Origin of the sequence: Streptomyces sp. NPDC019531 (assembly GCF_044903305.1) — a bacterium.
In the GTDB taxonomy this organism is placed as follows: domain Bacteria; phylum Actinomycetota; class Actinomycetes; order Streptomycetales; family Streptomycetaceae; genus Streptomyces.
The window spans coordinates 75,380-90,052 of the sequence record NZ_JBJDQL010000012.1 but is presented as its reverse complement, the minus strand read 5'-3'; the positions used below and the strand labels follow the sequence as shown (position 1 = coordinate 90,052).

Sequence of the window (14,673 nt, the reverse complement as noted above, 5' to 3'; positions counted from 1 at the left end):
CTCTCCCTTTGGCTCCTGCACCCTCGCGCGTCCCCTGGAGAAGCCGTGACCGTGTCCCTGCCGAGAACAGCCGCCCTCGCGGTCCTCGCCGCCCTCACTCTGAGCGCCTGCGGCGCCGCCCCCGACGACTCGTCGACCACCGCCGACGGCAAGAGCGCCGCGACCGCCACCTCCGCCGCGGAATTCGGCGGCCTCGACGCCCTGGTGAAGGCGGCGAAGAAGGAAGGCACGCTCAACGCCATCGCCCTGCCCCGCGACTGGGCCAACTACGGCGCCCTCATCGACGGCTTCCAGAAGAAGTACGGCATCAAGATCTCCGTCGAGAACCCCGACGGCTCCAGCCAGGACGAGATCAACGCCGTGACGTCCAGGAAGGGCCAGGACCGCGCGCCGGACGTCCTCGACCTCGGCAGCTCCTTCGCGCTCAGCGCCGCCCAGCAGGGCCTGCTCGCGCCGTACAAGGTGACCTCGTACGACGACATCCCCACCGGGCAGAAGGACGCGCAGGCCCGCTGGTACAACGACTACGGCGGCTACATCTCCATCGGCTGCGACGCCAAGCGGGTCAAGGCCTGCCCGACCACCTTCGCCGAACTGCTCAAGCCGCAGTACAAGGGCCAGGTCGCCCTGAACGGCAACCCCACCAAGTCCGGTTCGGCCTTCGGCGGCGTCTACGCGGCCGCGCTCGCGAGCGGTGGCTCCTTCGACGACATCCAGCCCGGCCTCGACTTCTTCGCCAAGCTGAAGAAGAACGGCAACTACACGCCCGTCGAGTCGACCCCGGCCACCGTCGAGAAGGGCGAGACGCCGATCAGCATCGACTGGGACTATCTGAACGCCGGGTACGCCGACGAGTTCAAGTCCAAGGGCGTCGACTGGAAGGTCGCGGTCCCGACCGACGGCCAGTTCTCGCAGTACTACTCCCAGGCGATCAACAAGGACGCCCCGCACCCGGCGGCCGCCCGCCTGTGGCAGGAGTACCTCTACAGCACCGAGGGCCAGAACCTCTGGCTGGGGGGCTACGCCCGCCCGGCCCTGATGACCGCCATGGACAAGGCCGGCACCCTCGACAAGACGGCCGCGGCCAAGCTGCCGCAGGTCTCCGGCACCCCCTCCTTCCCGACCGAGGCCCAGCAGAGCAAGGCCAAGACGGTCCTCGGTGAGGGCTGGGCGAAGGCCGTCTCCGGATGACGGCCACCGCCGTACGGGTGGACACGGCGCCCGCCGCTCAGCTGAAGCGGCGGCGCCGGTCCCTCGGCTGGGTCGCCGTCGTCCCGCTGCTCGCGTTCGTCGCGGTCGCCTTCGGGCTGCCCGCGATCGCCATGCTGGACGGCGCGTTCACCGCCAAGGACCCGTCCACCGGGGCGACTTCGTACACCGCCGACAACCTGACCGCCTCCCTCAAGGGCGCCTATCTCACCGCGCTCCTCGGCAGCGTGAAGCTGTCGGCCGTGTCCGCCGCCCTCGCGACCCTGGTCGGGCTGCCGCTCGCCCAGGCCGTGGTGAGCTCCCGCTTCCGCGCACTGCGCGAGGCCGTGCTCACCGCGTCCGGGGTGCTCGCCAACTTCGGCGGCGTCCCGCTGGCCTTCGCCTTCGTCGCCACCCTCGGCAACGCCGGTGTGCTGACCCGCCACCTCGGCCTCACGGACAAGGGCTGGGATCTCTACAGCTTCTGGGGCCTTGTCATCGTCTACCTGTACTTCCTCATCCCGCTGATGGTCCTCACCATCACACCCGCTCTGGACGGGCTGCGCGCCCAATGGCGTGAGGCCGCGCAGAACAACGGGGCAACTGCTCCGCAGTACTGGCGATTCGTCGCTCTGCCCGTCCTGCTGCCCACACTCCTCGGCGGGTTCGTGCTGCTCTTCGGCAGCGCCTTCGCCGCGTACGCCACCGCCGCCGCGATGGTGGGCAGTTCGATCCCGCTGGTCACCCTGCAGATCGCCGACGCGATCTCCGGCAACGTGCTCGTCGGCCAGGAGAACGTCGCGCTCGCCCTCAGCCTCGACATGGTCCTGGTCGCGGGCCTCGTCATGGCCGTCTACCTGCCCCTGCAGCGGAGGAGCGCCCGATGGCTCGCCTGAACCTGTGGCGGTGGGGCGTGCTCGGCCTCGCCGGACTGTACTTCCTGGTGCCGCTGGCCGCGTCCGTCGTCTTCACCGTCGACGTGCCGGGCCAGGGGATCACCTTCGACGCCTACACCCAGATCTTCTCCACCGACGGCTTCGCCTCCAGCCTGCTGCTCTCACTGGAACTGGCCCTCGCCACCATCGCCCTCGTCCTGCTGCTGATGGTGCCCGCCATGGTCGCGCTACGGCTCGGCGCGCCCCGGCTGCGACCGGTCGTCGAAGTGGTGTGCTCGCTGCCGCTGGTCGTCCCGCCGATCGCGTTCGTCGCCGGGATCGGCACCGTGCTCAAGTGGGGGCCCGAACACCTCTCCCGCACCCCGCTGTTCCAGACCTTCGTGGCGATCCAGAACCCCGACTTCCCGTTCGTCCTGGTCCTGGCCTACGTCGTGATGGCGCTGCCGTTCGTCTACCGGGCACTGGACGCCGGGCTGCGCGCGGTCGACGTCCGCACCCTCGTCGAGGCCGCCCGCAGCTGCGGGGCCGGCTGGCCGCAGGCCCTCGTCCGGGCCGTACTGCCCAATCTGCGCGGCGCCCTGCTCAACGCCTCGTTCCTCACGCTGGCCCTGGTCCTCGGCGAGTTCACCGTGGCCCAGCTGCTGGGGTTCCAGCCCTTCGCCGTGTGGATCGTCAACGTCAGCGGCTCGCAGGCCCAGTTGTCCGTCGCGGTGTCCGTGCTCAGTCTGCTCGTGACATGGGTGCTGCTTCTCGTCCTCGCCGGTTTCGGCGGCCGTACCCGTACTACCTCCCGGGGATGACCCATGCTTGAAACAGCCGCAACTGTCGAATTCCGGGGCCTCAGGCGGGAGTTCGGTCCGACCGTCGCTCTCGACGGTCTCGACCTGACCGTACGACCCGGCGAACTCCTCGCCCTGCTCGGCCCCTCCGGCTGCGGCAAGACCACCGCGCTCCGGATGCTCGCCGGCTTCGAACACCCCGACGCCGGCGAGGTGCTGGTGGACGGCGAGGACGTGACCCGGGTCCCTGCCCACCGCCGGGACGCCGGGATGGTCTTCCAGTCGTACAGCCTCTTCCCGCATCTCGACGCGCTGGACAACGTGGCCTTCGGACTGCGGATGCGCAAGGTCGGTTCGGCCGAACGGCGTTCCAGGGCCGCCGAGTTGCTGGACCTGGTCGGGCTCGCCGACAAGGGCGGGCGGTTCCCGCACCAGCTCTCCGGCGGTCAGCAGCAGCGCGTCGCGCTGGCCCGCGCGCTCGCCCTGCGCCCGCGCGTACTGCTGCTCGACGAGCCCCTGTCGGCGCTGGACGCCAAGGTGCGGCTCAGCCTCCGCGAGGAGATCCGCCGCCTGCAGCAGGAGCTCGGCATCACCACCCTGTTCGTCACCCACGATCAGGAGGAGGCTCTGTCCATGTCGGACCGGGTCGCCGTGATGCACGCCGGAAAGCTCGAACAGTGTGCGGCCCCGGGCGAGTTGTACGGCCGTCCCGCCACCGCCTTCGTCGCCGAGTTCGTGGGCACGATGAGCCGGGTCCCGGGACGGCTCGCCGAGGGCACGGTCGACGTGCTCGGGCAGCGGCTGCCCTTCGACGGCCCGGTGCCGGTCGCGAGCGAGGTCGATGTGCTGGTGCGGCCGGAGGCCGTGCGGGTGCGGGCCGAGGCCGACGGGAAGTCCCGCGTGGTCGCCACGTCCTTCCTGGGCGCCGCCGTCCGGGTCACCGTCCTGCTCGCCGACGGCAGCGAGGTCAAGGCCGACCTGCCCGCGCACGAGGCCGCCGAGCTCACGGCCGGAGCCGCAGTGAGCGTGTCGCTGCCCGAGCGGCCGGTGCTGGTGGCGGAACGTACCCGCTGACCCTTCCCGTGAAATTCCCCCCACGAAAGAGACAACTGTGACTCGACTCCCGCTCCAGGCCGTCCTGTTCGACATGGACGGCACGCTCGTCGACACTGAGCGGCTCTGGTGGGAGGCGGTGGAGCAGGTCGCCGGGCGGGCTCTGACCGAGGCGGACCGGCCGGAGGTGCTCGGCCGCCCGGTCGAGCACACCGCCGCCTGGCTGGCCGCGGCCACCGGCACCCCGGTCGCGGACCTCGCCGACACCCTGCACCGGGAGTTCGCGGCCCGCGTCCGCACCGGTGTCGTGCCCCGCCCCGGCGCTCTCGACCTGCTCGACGCCCTGGCCCGAGAGGGCGTCCCCACCGCCCTGGTCACCGCCTCCCCCCGGGCCGTCGCCGACACCGTCCTCGAAACCCTGGGCGGCGCGAGCCGCTTCGCCGTCGCCGTGACCGCCGACGACACCGAGCACACCAAGCCCGCCCCCGACCCCTACCTCGCCGCCTGCCTCGCCCTCGGCGTGCATCCATCGGGCTGCGTGGCCGTCGAGGACACCGAGACCGGCGTCGCCTCCGCCGAGGCGGCCGGCTGCGCGGTCCTCGCGGTGCCCTCGCTGGCCCCCATCGACGCGGCCCCGGGCCGTACGGTCCTGACCGGCCTGGAAGGCGTCACCGTGGGCCGACTGCGCGCCCTGCTGCCGTACCGGCTGCGCGTCATGACCTGGAACCTCTGGTACGGCGGCACCAAGGTCCACGACCACCGGGCCAAGCAGCTCAAGGTCATCGCCGAGACCGAGGCGGACGTGGTCGGGCTCCAGGAGACGTACGGCGGCGCCGCCGAGGAACTCGCCGAGGCGCTCGGCTGGCACCACCACCGCGCCGGATCGAACCTCGGCATCATCAGCCGGTTCCCGATCACTGCCCCGCTCGGCGACCCGGATGTCGGGTTCTACGGGGCGGCCGGCGCGCGGATCGCCGTAGCGGATCAGGAAGTCGAGATCTGGACGGCCCACCTCGACTACGAGCGGTACGGGCCGTACGAGTCCGAGCCGCTCGCCCACGAGGAGGTGCGGCTCGGGCAGATGCGGGACATCCTGCGCCGGATCGGGGACGCGGCACCCGTCGTCCTCGTCGGCGACTTCAACAGCCCCTCCCACCTGGACTGGCCGGACGTCGACTGGCCGGTGACGAAGGCGGCGCAGGAGGCGGGCTTCGCGGACTCCTTCCGACAGGCCCGCCCCGATGCCGTACGGGACCCGGGGCACACCTGGTCGCCGGTGCACGGACACCCGGAGCCGCAGGACCGGATCGACTTCGTCCTGCACCGGGGGTTCGGGGTCCTCGACTCCCGGACGTACGTCAGCGGCACCCCGCGGACCTGGCCCGACGTCGAGGACAACGCCTGGCCGTCCGACCACGCCGCCGTGATCACCACATTTTCGCTGGGCAACGGGCCCGGGACTGTCTAGCATCGGTGTCATGACCTGGCGACATTGATCCACCAGCCGTGCCTCCCGAGGGCCGCCTCGGACGCCGTACCGACGACGTCCGAACCGCCCTTCCGGGAAGGCCTCATGACACTCTCACCCCCACGTGCGCCCGCGACCGGCCTCCGCCGGCTGACGACCACGCTGTACGGCTACGCGTTCCTCGACGACCTCGTCCTGCTCTACCCGGTGTACGCGTTGCTGTTCGCGGACACCGGCATGTCGCTCTGGCAGATCTCCTCGCTGTTCGCCCTGTGGTCGGTCACCGCCGTGGCGCTGGAGGTGCCCTCGGGCGCCTGGGCCGACGCGGTCTCGCGCCGCCTGCTGCTGTGGATCGGCCCGCTGCTGACGGCCTGCGGCTTCGCCCTGTGGGTGCTCGTCCCGTCGTACGGGGCCTTCGCGGCCGGTTTCGTCCTGTGGGGCGTCGGCGGAGCGCTCGGCTCCGGCGCCCTGGAGGCGCTGGTCTACGACGAACTGGAACGGCTCGGCGCCGCCGACCGGTACGCGCGCGTGATGGGCCGGACCCGGGCCGCCAGACTGCTGGCCACGGTCGTCGCGATGGCTCTCGCCGGACCCGTCCTCGCACGGGGCGGCTACGAGGCCGTGGGCGCGGCGAGCGTGCTGGCTTCGCTGCTGGCCGCGGTGACGGCCACCCGGCTCCCCGAGCACCGCGTGCCGCCGGGGAAGGAGAGCGGGAGGTGGTCCGCGATCCTGCGGGCAGGCGTCGCCGAAGCCCGCGGGGACCGGGCCGTACGCGGCGCCCTGCTGCTCGTCCCCGCCGTGGCCGCCGTCTGGGGCGCGCTCGACGAGTACACCTCGCTGCTCATCCGCGACCTCGGTGTGGCCGAGACGACCGTGCCCTACCTGGTGCTGCTGATCTGGGCGACCGTCACCGTCGGCAGTCTGTTCGCCGGGCCCGCCGAACGCCTCGGCACCCGGGGCCTCGCCGCCCTGATCGCTGGCGCCGCGCTCGCCCTTGCCGTCGGAGCCGGGGTCCGCACTCCGGCCGGCATCTTCCTCGTGGGCCTAGCCTTCGCCGGCTTCCAACTGGCCGAGGTACTCGCCGACGTCCGCCTCCAGCACCGCATCGACGACGCCCGCCGGGCCACGCTGACCTCGGTGGCGAGCCTCGGCACGGAACTGGTCACGGTCGCCGTGTTCGGGGTGTACACGCTGCTCGGTACGTCGATGGCGCACAGCACGGTCTTCGTGATCCTGTCCGTGCCGTACCTGGTGACGGCGGTGGTGCTGGGCCGGGGGAGCGGGCGTGCGCAATGAATCGCCGGGGGACCGCCCCCACACGCAACAAACCGCTCACCGGCGCGCAACGGCTTCTCCTTGTCCGCGCCGGTGAGCCCCCCGTACCGTCTACATGGCCCTTCCACGTGGCCCCCACAACCACCTTCCGTCCCGGTGAGGATCACGCATGCGCACCGCCCTGCTCCAGAGCTCCGGCCGCCCGGGGTCCGTCGAGGGGAACCTCAAGGTCCTCGACGAGGCCGCGGGCCGGGCCGCCGCCGCGGGTGCCGCGCTGCTGGCCGCGCCGGAGATGTTCCTCACCGGCTACGCGATCGGCGACGACATCGCCCGCCTCGCCGAACCCGCTGACGGCGACTCCGCGGACGCGGTCGCCGAGATCGCCGAACGGCACGGGCTGGCGATCGCGTACGGATACCCCGAGCGCGTCGGCGGGAGCGTGCACAACGCGGTCCAGCTGATCTCCGCCGACGGCGCCCGCCTCGCCGGCTACCGCAAGACCCACCTCTTCGGCTGCTTCGAGCGCGACCACTTCACTCCGGGCGAACAGCCGGTCGTCCAGGCCGAGTTGGGCGGACTGACCGTCGGCCTCATGATCTGCTACGACGTCGAGTTCCCGGAGAACGTCCGCGCCCACGCGCTCGCCGGAACGGACCTGCTGGTCGTACCGACGGCCCAGATGCACCCGTTCCAGTTCGTCGCCGAGTCCCTGGTGCCGGTGCGGGCCTGGGAGAGCCAGATGTACGTCGCCTACGTCAACCGGGTCGGCCAGGAAGGGGAGTTCGACTTCGTCGGGCTCTCCACGCTGGCCGGCCCCGACGGGGTGGCCCGCGCCCGCGCCGGACGCGGTGAGGAACTCGTGTTCGCCGACGCCGACCCCGCCTTCCTCGCCGCCTCCCGCGAGGCGAACCCGTATCTCAAGGACCGCCGCCCCGGTCTCTACGGGTCCCTCGTCTGAACCTCACTCATGGCTTCAATCTGAACCACCCTCATGGCTTCAATCTGAACCACCCTCATTGCTTCAAGGAGCCCGCACCCCATGACGTCCACCGTGCCCAACGCCGTCGAGCACGCAGACGAGCACCAGCCGCCGATCACCATGTTCGGGCCGGACTTCCCCTACGCCTACGACGACTTCCTCGCCCACCCGGCGGGCCTCGGCCAGATACCGGCCACCGAGCACGGCACCGAGGTCGCGGTGATCGGCGGCGGTCTGTCCGGCATCGTGACCGCGTACGAGCTGATGAAGATGGGCCTCAAGCCGGTCGTGTACGAGGCCGACCGGATCGGTGGACGGCTGCGCACGGTGGGTTTCGACGGGTGCGACCCCTCGCTGACCGCGGAGATGGGCGCGATGCGCTTCCCGCCCTCCTCCACCGCACTCCAGCACTACATCGACCTCGTCGGCCTGGAGACCCGCGCCTTCCCCAACCCCCTTGCGGAAGCCACCCCTTCGACGGTCGTCGACCTCAAGGGCGAGTCCCACTACGCCGAGACGATCGCCGACCTCCCGCAGGTCTACCGCGATGTCGCCGAAGCCTGGAGCAAGTGCCTCGAAGAGGGCGCGGACTTCACCGACATGAACCGCGCCCTGCGTGAGCGGGACGTGCCGCGCATCCGGGAGATCTGGGCCCGGCTCGTCGAGCAGCTCGACAACCAGACCTTCTACGGCTTCCTGTGCGATTCCGAGGCGTTCAGGTCCTTCAGGCACCGCGAGATCTTCGGCCAGGTCGGCTTCGGCACAGGAGGATGGGACACGGACTTCCCGAACTCCATCCTGGAGATCCTGCGGGTCGTCTACACCGAGGCCGACGACCATCACCGCGGGATCGTGGGCGGCTCCCAGCAACTGCCGCTCAGGCTCTGGGAGCGCGAGCCGGAGAAGATCGTGCACTGGGCGTACGGGACGTCCCTGAAGGCCCTGCACGTCAACGGCGAGCCCCGGCCGGCGGTCACCCGGCTGCACCGCACCGCGGGCAACCGGATCACCGTGACGGATGCCGCCGGAGACATCCGCACCTACCAGGCGGCCGTCTTCACCGCCCAGTCCTGGATGCTGCTGTCGAAGATCGCCTGCGACGACTCGCTCTTCCCGATCGACCACTGGACGGCGATCGAGCGCACGCACTACATGGAGTCGTCCAAGCTGTTCGTGCCGGTCGACCGGCCGTTCTGGCTCGACAAAGACGAGGAGACGGGCCGGGACATCATGTCGATGACCCTCACCGACCGTATGACCCGCGGCACTTATCTCCTCGACGACGGCCCGGACAAGCCCGCCGTCATCTGCCTCTCCTACACCTGGTGCGACGACAGTCTGAAGTGGCTCCCGCTGTCCGCGAACGAGCGGATGGAGGTCATGCTGAAGTCGCTCGGCGAGATCTATCCCAAGGTCGACATCAGGAAGCACGTCATCGGCAACCCGGTGACCGTCTCCTGGGAGAACGAGCCCTACTTCATGGGCGCGTTCAAGGCCAACCTGCCCGGCCACTACCGCTACCAGCGGCGCCTGTTCACCCACTTCATGCAGGACGCGCTGCCCGAGGACAAGCGGGGCATCTTCCTGGCCGGCGACGACATCTCCTGGACAGCGGGCTGGGCCGAGGGTGCGATCCAGACCGCGCTGAACGCGGTCTGGGGCGTCATGCACCACTTCGGCGGCGAGACCGACGCGACCAACCCGGGTCCGGGTGACGTGTACGAGGAGATCGCGCCGGTCGAGCTGCCGGAGGACTGAGCGGTCAGTCCGGCAGCGGGGTGAGCAGCATGCGCCCCGCGAACCCCACCGCCGTGTCCAGGCGCTCGGTGAACTCCCCGGCCACGTCGGGCAGTCCGCGCAGCGCCCACAGCGCCCGCGCCGCGGTCCAGGTGGCGTCCCGGGCACGGTCCAGGCTCCAGGAGCCGAGCAGATGGGTGAGCGGGTCGGCGATCTGGAGGAGGTCGGGGCCCGGCATCAGATCTTCGCGGATGCGCTCCTCCAGCGAGACGAGGAGATCGCCCACGCGGTCGAACTCGTCCTCCACGTCGACGGGTTCGCAGTCGAGGCTACGACAGGTGTCCACGACGGCGAGCGCCAGGTCGTGCCCGATGTGCGCGTTGATGCCCGCGAGCGCGAACTGCAGCGGTCGTACGCCGGGATGGCGACGGAACTGGAACAGCGGTCGCCAGCAGGCCGGCGGGCGGCGCTCGCGCGACACCGCGTCCACCGCCGCCAAGTAGCGCTCCGCGAACCGCACGTCCAGCGTGATCGCGGCCCGTGCGTCCGCGAACCGACCGCCGTCGACACAGCGGTCGACCGCTTCGGTGACGGCGAGGTAGACGCGGTTGAAGACCGCTACGCCGTCCCGCTCCGGCAGGTCCTCGTCGAGGGCGCGCATACGGGAGACGACCGTGTCGAGGGGAGTGGTGAACTGTTCCAATTGCGCCATAGCGGCAGGGTCCCAGTCCTAGGCTGGCCGGGGTACCGGCGGGCCCGGCGCTTCCCCGGAACGGGGGAACGCGCCCGCCGCGCGAGGGGGGGAGCGACAGGGTGTCAGGCTTACGTGCCCAGCGGCTGGCCGCGCGCCGCGCCGCACGCAGGCGTGCCGTGGGCCGCGGTGCGATGGTCGCGGTGGCCTCACTGGTGGTCGCCGTCGGCACCGCGACCGGGATGCTCTCCGCTCTCGACGACCGTGACGCCTCCGACGAGGCGCGGCCGGGGCTCGTCGGCGACTCCCCGAGCGCGCGGCCGTTGCCCGCCGTGCCGTCGGCGCCCGGGTCGGCCGCTGCCTCGGCCTCTGCCTCGCCTTCGACGAAGGTGAGCGCGTCCCCGTCTCCCAAGAAGGCGAGCCCCAGCTCCACGAAGGCCCGCCCCGCCACCTCCACCCGCCTCTACCGCCACCCCTCCTCCCAGGTGCTCGACTGGGTGCAGGACAACCCGCGCGACTGGCGCACCGACGTCATAGAGTCCCGGATCGCCGACCGGCCGGCCGCGGTCTGGTTCGCCGACTACACCCCGGCGACCATCACCTCCCGGGTCCGCGCGGTCACCTCGGGCGGTGCCGGGCAGGGTCGGGTCCCGGTAGTCGTGGCGTACGCGATCCCGGACCGGGACTGCGGCGGCGCCTCCCAGGGCGGTGCGCCGGACCTCGGGGCGTACGACTCCTGGATCGACAGGTTCGCGGCGGGGCTCGGCTCCGGCGAGGTCGTGGTCGTCCTGGAGCCGGACTCGATCGCCCAGTCCGACTGTCTCTCCGACGGCGGCCGTGCCGACCGCTTCGCCTCGCTGGCCCGCGCCGGCCGCGTCCTGAAGTCCGCGAACGCGAACGCACGTGTCTACTACGACGCCGGCCACTCCGGTTGGCACCCGGCGGCCAAGCAGGCGGCCCTGCTGAAGCAGGCGGGCGCCGCCTCGGCCGCCTCCTCCGACGGGATCTTCAGCAACGTGTCCAATTTCCACACGACGTCCGCCGAGATCGCCTACGACCGTCAGGTCCTCGCCGCCCTGGGTGGACCGTCGAGTCTGGGCGCCGTCATCGACACCAGCCGCAACGGCAACGGCGCCCCGTCCGACGGTGAGTGGTGCGACCCGGCCGGCCGCAAGATCGGCCGGGCCCCGACCCTGAACACCGGGGAGTCGAGGATCGACGGCTACCTCTGGGTGAAGCTGCCGGGGGAGTCGGACGGCTGCAAGGGCTCACCGGGCACGTTCAGCCCGTCGTACGCCTACGAGCTGGCCTCGTCGTAGGGTCAGGTCGTAGGCAAGGATTACGGCTTCAGGGGCGCGGGTCGGGAACCGCCGTGGCCGGGCGGCCGACCTTCGGCCGGTCGCGGTCGCCGGCCCGCAGCACGCCCGCGAAGGCCATGATTCCGCAGGCCAGCACGGTCACCAGCATGAACGACACCATGAGGCTGGTGGCCTGGGCCAGTGTCCCGATCGCGCTCGGGGCGATCAGGCCCGAGGTGTAGGTGATCGTCGCGACTCCGGCGATCGCCAGACTGGGATTGGACCCGCTGCGGCCCGCGGCGGCGAAGCACAGCGGCACGACCACCGCGATACCGAGGCCCATCAGCGCGAACCCGCCCATCGCCACGGCCGGATGGTCCGCGAAGACGATGAGCAGCCCGCCGAGCACGGCCAGCACCCCGCTCGCCCGGACCGTACGCACCGAACCGAAGCGGTCCACGACCCGGTCGCCGGCGAGCCGTGCGACCGCCATGGTGAAGGTGAAACCGGTGGTGCACGCGGCCGCGAGCCCGGCCGAGGTCTCCAGCTGGTCCCGCAGATAAACCGCCGACCAGTCCAGGCTCGCGCCCTCTGCGAACACGGCGCAGAACCCGACCGCGCCGATGAGCAGCGCCGACTTCGGCGGCAGCGCGAACCGGGGCGGCGGCTCCTCGTCCTCGGCGGGCTGCAGGTCCAGCACCCAGCGGCAGAACAGCAGGCCGAGCAGGGTGAGGGCGGCCGACGCCAGCACATGGTGCAGGCGGGCGTCCGAGCCCAGATGTGCGGCGAGGGTGCCGGCCGCCGAGCCGATCAGGGCGCCCGCGCTCCACATGCCGTGCAGCCCGGACATGATCGAGCGGCCCAGACGGTTCTCGATCTCGACACCGAGCGCGTTCATCGCCACGTCCGCCATGCCGGCGGTCGCGCCGTAGACGAAGAGGGCCAGGCAGAGCGTGAGGAGGTTCGGGGCGAGGGAGGGCAGCACCAGGGCCAGCGTCCACAGGGTGATCAGACCGCGCAGGGCGTTCCGGGCGCCGAAGCGGTGGCTGACACTGCCGGCCAGCGGCATGGCCACGGACGCGCCGAGCGCGGGGAACGCCAGCGCGAGTCCCAGCTGACCGGCGCTCACCGAGGAGTGGTCCTGGATCCACGGCACCCGCGTGGCGAACGAGCCGGTCACGGCCCCGTGCACGGCGAACACGGCGGCCACGGCGTACCGGGCCCGCCGTACCTCCGCCGACGCCTGAACCACATCGCTCATTGTCGGGCCCCTCCCCGGATCCTCGCCGCTCCCGTACGCCGCCGTAAACTATCAGGCACCCTGCCTGATAGATAGCGTGTATTCGGCTCCGCGGATCTGAGAGGATTCCCGGCATGCCCGCATCCCCGAGCACCGCCCGGGCCATCAACGACCGGCTCGCCCTGCGTCTGCTCCAGCAGGAAGGCCCGCTGACGGCAGGGCAGTTGAAAGAGCTCACCGGACTGTCCCGGCCGACCGTCGCCGACCTCGTCGAGCGCCTCGCCGCCGCCGGACTGATCGACGTGGTCGGGGAGTCGGGGGAGCAGCGCCGGGGCCCGAACGCGAAGCTCTACGGCATCGTCGCCGACCGGGCCCACCTCGCGGCCCTCGACGTCCGCACCGAGGGCGTCTCCGTCGTCGTCTCCGACCTGCTGGGGCGGGTGCTGACCGAGGCGTCGGTGCCGATCGGCGGGGACACCGGGACCGGGCCCGCGGTCGAGCAGGCGGTCGCGCTGGTCGAACGGGCGGCGAAGGAGGCCGGGGCGCCGGAACTCCACACCGTCGGCATCGGCGCCCCCGGTCTGATCGACCCGGCCACCGGCGAACTCCGCGACTCCGGCGGCCTGCCCGAATGGCACCGGCGACTGGTGCTGGCACTGCAGGAACGGCTCCCCGAGACCCGCGTCCACGTCGAGAACGAGACCAACCTCGCGGCGCTGGCCGAACAGCGCGACGGCGTGGCCCGCGACCGGGACACCTTCGTCCTGCTGTGGCTGGGCCACGGCACCGGCGCGGCGGTGGTCCTGGACGGCGCCCTGCGCCGAGGTGCCTCCGGCGGCACGGGCGAGATCGGCTTCCTGCCGGTACCGGGGACGGGGGGACTGCCGTCGGCCGTGGACTGCGAAGGAGGCTTCCACTCCTTGGCGGGCTCGGCGGCGATCGTGGAGCTTGCGGAGCAGCATGGACTGGTGGTCGAGGACGACGGGTACGAGCCACCGGCCGCGCGCGTGGTGCGGGAGGCGGTGGCGAGGGCCTCGGCGGAGTTCCTCGACGCCCTCGCCGATCGCCTCGCCGTAGGAGTCGCGTCGGTCGTCGCCGTCCTCGACCCGGGCTGCCTGGTCCTGGCCGGCGAGGTCGGTCAGGCGGGCGGGACGGACCTCGCCGTACGAGTGGAGAGCAGGGTCCGCCGCATGTCACCTCTGTCCACGGAAGTGAGAGCGAGCACCCTGGGCGGAGAGGCGGTCCTGCGAGGAGCCCTGCTGACGGCACGCGACAGAGCTCAGGACGACTTGTTCGCACCCCGTCCGGCCCGCAGGTAACCCTCGAACGTCCCCTTCCCCACAGCCTGTTCAGGCGCGAGATGCCCACCGGCCCGGAACTCCCGATACGCCTTCCCGAACAACCGCACACCCACCACAGGCCGCTTGCGCCCGGCGGCCCGCAGATACGAACGGGCCAGATCCGCGAACGTACGAACCTCCGGACCGCCCATGTCCTCGACCCGCCCTGCGGGCGCCCCCACCGCCAACTCGGCCAGCCGTCCCGCGACTTCGGCCACCTCGATGGGCTGGTCCCGCACGCCCGCGGGAACGAACACCACCGGCAGCTTGGCCAGCCCACGGAACAACATCACGAGCAGATCGTGGAGCTGGGTCGTCCGCAGGATCGTCCACCCGAGCCCCGACTCCTCGATCATCCGCTCCACATCGAGCTTGGTCCGGTAATACGGGAACGGCACCCGATCGACCCCCACGATCGAGATGTACACGAGATGCGGCACCCCCGCCCGCCGCGCCGCGTCGAGCAGGTTCCGAGCCGATCGCTCGTCGCCACCCCGCTGCGTCGTCGCACAGTGCACGATCGTCCCCACCCCGGCGACAGCCGCATCCAACGCCGACCCACCCTCACGCAGGTCGACGCCGTACTCCGGACTGTGCCGGCTCAGCACGCGCACCCCGTGCCCGTCCGCCCGCAGCCGCTCGGTGACGAGTCGCCCGAGCGTTCCGGTTCCACCGGTCACCAGGATCGTGGTCATGCTGTCCATCCCCTCAGGACGCCGGACGTTCCCG

Annotated in this window: 13 protein-coding genes; 10 read left to right on the top strand and 3 right to left on the bottom strand. The window is 71.5% G+C overall.

Going from position 1 to position 14,673, the window contains the following annotated elements; genetic code table 11:
* The first annotated feature begins 45 nt into the window (after positions 1 to 45).
* The 8 genes from ACI2L1_RS17130 (at position 46) to ACI2L1_RS17095 (ending at position 9,396) form a co-directional block, all read left to right on the top strand.
* Entirely contained in the window at positions 46 to 1,191 is a 1,146-nt protein-coding gene (locus ACI2L1_RS17130; protein WP_404740133.1) for an ABC transporter substrate-binding protein, read from the top strand.
* On the top strand, positions 1,188 to 2,084 hold the full coding sequence (locus tag ACI2L1_RS17125) for an ABC transporter permease (RefSeq protein WP_404740132.1): 897 nt from the start codon (positions 1,188 to 1,190) through the stop codon (positions 2,082 to 2,084). Before ACI2L1_RS17130 ends, ACI2L1_RS17125 begins: the two co-directional genes overlap by 4 nt.
* Positions 2,072 to 2,884, top strand: a complete 813-nt coding sequence (locus tag ACI2L1_RS17120; protein WP_404740131.1) for an ABC transporter permease — start codon at positions 2,072 to 2,074, stop codon at positions 2,882 to 2,884. The genes ACI2L1_RS17125 and ACI2L1_RS17120 overlap by 13 nt, the downstream gene beginning before the upstream one ends.
* A gap of 3 nt (positions 2,885 to 2,887) precedes the next feature.
* Positions 2,888 to 3,937 (top strand): ABC transporter ATP-binding protein, encoded by a 1,050-nt coding sequence (locus tag ACI2L1_RS17115; protein WP_404740130.1) that lies wholly within the window; start codon positions 2,888 to 2,890, stop codon positions 3,935 to 3,937.
* A 37-nt stretch (positions 3,938 to 3,974) separates the two neighbouring features.
* On the top strand, positions 3,975 to 5,384 hold the full coding sequence (locus ACI2L1_RS17110) for an HAD-IA family hydrolase (RefSeq protein ID WP_404740129.1): 1,410 nt from the start codon (positions 3,975 to 3,977) through the stop codon (positions 5,382 to 5,384).
* A gap of 105 nt (positions 5,385 to 5,489) precedes the next feature.
* Positions 5,490 to 6,680, top strand: coding sequence for an MFS transporter (locus ACI2L1_RS17105; RefSeq protein ID WP_404740128.1), 1,191 nt, complete (start codon positions 5,490 to 5,492; stop codon positions 6,678 to 6,680).
* 148 nt (positions 6,681 to 6,828) lie between these two features.
* A complete protein-coding gene (locus ACI2L1_RS17100) occupies positions 6,829 to 7,617 on the top strand; it encodes a carbon-nitrogen hydrolase family protein (protein ID WP_404740127.1) in 789 nt (262 codons plus the stop codon).
* Positions 7,618 to 7,698: 81 nt separating this feature from the next.
* Complete coding sequence (locus tag ACI2L1_RS17095; RefSeq protein ID WP_404740126.1) at positions 7,699 to 9,396, top strand: flavin monoamine oxidase family protein; 1,698 nt, start codon at positions 7,699 to 7,701, stop codon at positions 9,394 to 9,396.
* Between the two features lie 4 nt (positions 9,397 to 9,400).
* Here the strand turns inward: ACI2L1_RS17095 and ACI2L1_RS17090 are convergent, their stop codons facing one another.
* Complete coding sequence (locus ACI2L1_RS17090) at positions 9,401 to 10,087, bottom strand: DUF5995 family protein (protein WP_404740125.1); 687 nt, start codon at positions 10,085 to 10,087, stop codon at positions 9,401 to 9,403.
* Between the two features lie 173 nt (positions 10,088 to 10,260).
* Between ACI2L1_RS17090 and ACI2L1_RS17085 the strand changes: the two genes are divergently transcribed.
* Complete coding sequence (locus tag ACI2L1_RS17085) at positions 10,261 to 11,385, top strand: glycoside hydrolase family 6 protein (RefSeq protein WP_404740222.1); 1,125 nt, start codon at positions 10,261 to 10,263, stop codon at positions 11,383 to 11,385.
* A gap of 28 nt (positions 11,386 to 11,413) precedes the next feature.
* On the opposite strand, the gene ACI2L1_RS17080 is transcribed toward ACI2L1_RS17085, so the two are convergent.
* Positions 11,414 to 12,625 (bottom strand): MFS transporter, encoded by a 1,212-nt coding sequence (locus ACI2L1_RS17080; RefSeq protein WP_404740124.1) that lies wholly within the window; start codon positions 12,623 to 12,625, stop codon positions 11,414 to 11,416.
* 113 nt (positions 12,626 to 12,738) lie between these two features.
* Between ACI2L1_RS17080 and ACI2L1_RS17075 the strand changes: the two genes are divergently transcribed.
* Positions 12,739 to 13,923: an ROK family transcriptional regulator gene (locus ACI2L1_RS17075; protein WP_404740123.1), complete on the top strand. Its 1,185-nt coding sequence runs from the start codon at positions 12,739 to 12,741 to the stop codon at positions 13,921 to 13,923.
* Here ACI2L1_RS17075 and ACI2L1_RS17070 read toward each other — a convergent pair.
* On the bottom strand, positions 13,884 to 14,639 hold the full coding sequence (locus ACI2L1_RS17070; protein WP_404740122.1) for an SDR family oxidoreductase: 756 nt from the start codon (positions 14,637 to 14,639) through the stop codon (positions 13,884 to 13,886). The genes ACI2L1_RS17075 and ACI2L1_RS17070 overlap by 40 nt on opposite strands.
* Between the last annotated feature and the right edge of the window lie 34 nt (positions 14,640 to 14,673).

Coding starts and splice junctions, on each gene's coding strand:
- ACI2L1_RS17085 (WP_404740222.1), top strand. CDS start 10,261: ATGGTCGCGGTGGCCTCACTGGTGGTCGCCGTCGGCACCGCGACCGGG.
- ACI2L1_RS17080 (WP_404740124.1), bottom strand. CDS start 12,625: ATGAGCGATGTGGTTCAGGCGTCGGCGGAGGTACGGCGGGCCCGGTAC.
- ACI2L1_RS17125 (WP_404740132.1), top strand. CDS start 1,188: ATGACGGCCACCGCCGTACGGGTGGACACGGCGCCCGCCGCTCAGCTG.
- ACI2L1_RS17090 (WP_404740125.1), bottom strand. CDS start 10,087: ATGGCGCAATTGGAACAGTTCACCACTCCCCTCGACACGGTCGTCTCC.
- ACI2L1_RS17120 (WP_404740131.1), top strand. CDS start 2,072: ATGGCTCGCCTGAACCTGTGGCGGTGGGGCGTGCTCGGCCTCGCCGGA.
- ACI2L1_RS17100 (WP_404740127.1), top strand. CDS start 6,829: ATGCGCACCGCCCTGCTCCAGAGCTCCGGCCGCCCGGGGTCCGTCGAG.
- ACI2L1_RS17075 (WP_404740123.1), top strand. CDS start 12,739: ATGCCCGCATCCCCGAGCACCGCCCGGGCCATCAACGACCGGCTCGCC.
- ACI2L1_RS17105 (WP_404740128.1), top strand. CDS start 5,490: ATGACACTCTCACCCCCACGTGCGCCCGCGACCGGCCTCCGCCGGCTG.
- ACI2L1_RS17115 (WP_404740130.1), top strand. CDS start 2,888: ATGCTTGAAACAGCCGCAACTGTCGAATTCCGGGGCCTCAGGCGGGAG.
- ACI2L1_RS17095 (WP_404740126.1), top strand. CDS start 7,699: ATGACGTCCACCGTGCCCAACGCCGTCGAGCACGCAGACGAGCACCAG.
- ACI2L1_RS17070 (WP_404740122.1), bottom strand. CDS start 14,639: ATGACCACGATCCTGGTGACCGGTGGAACCGGAACGCTCGGGCGACTC.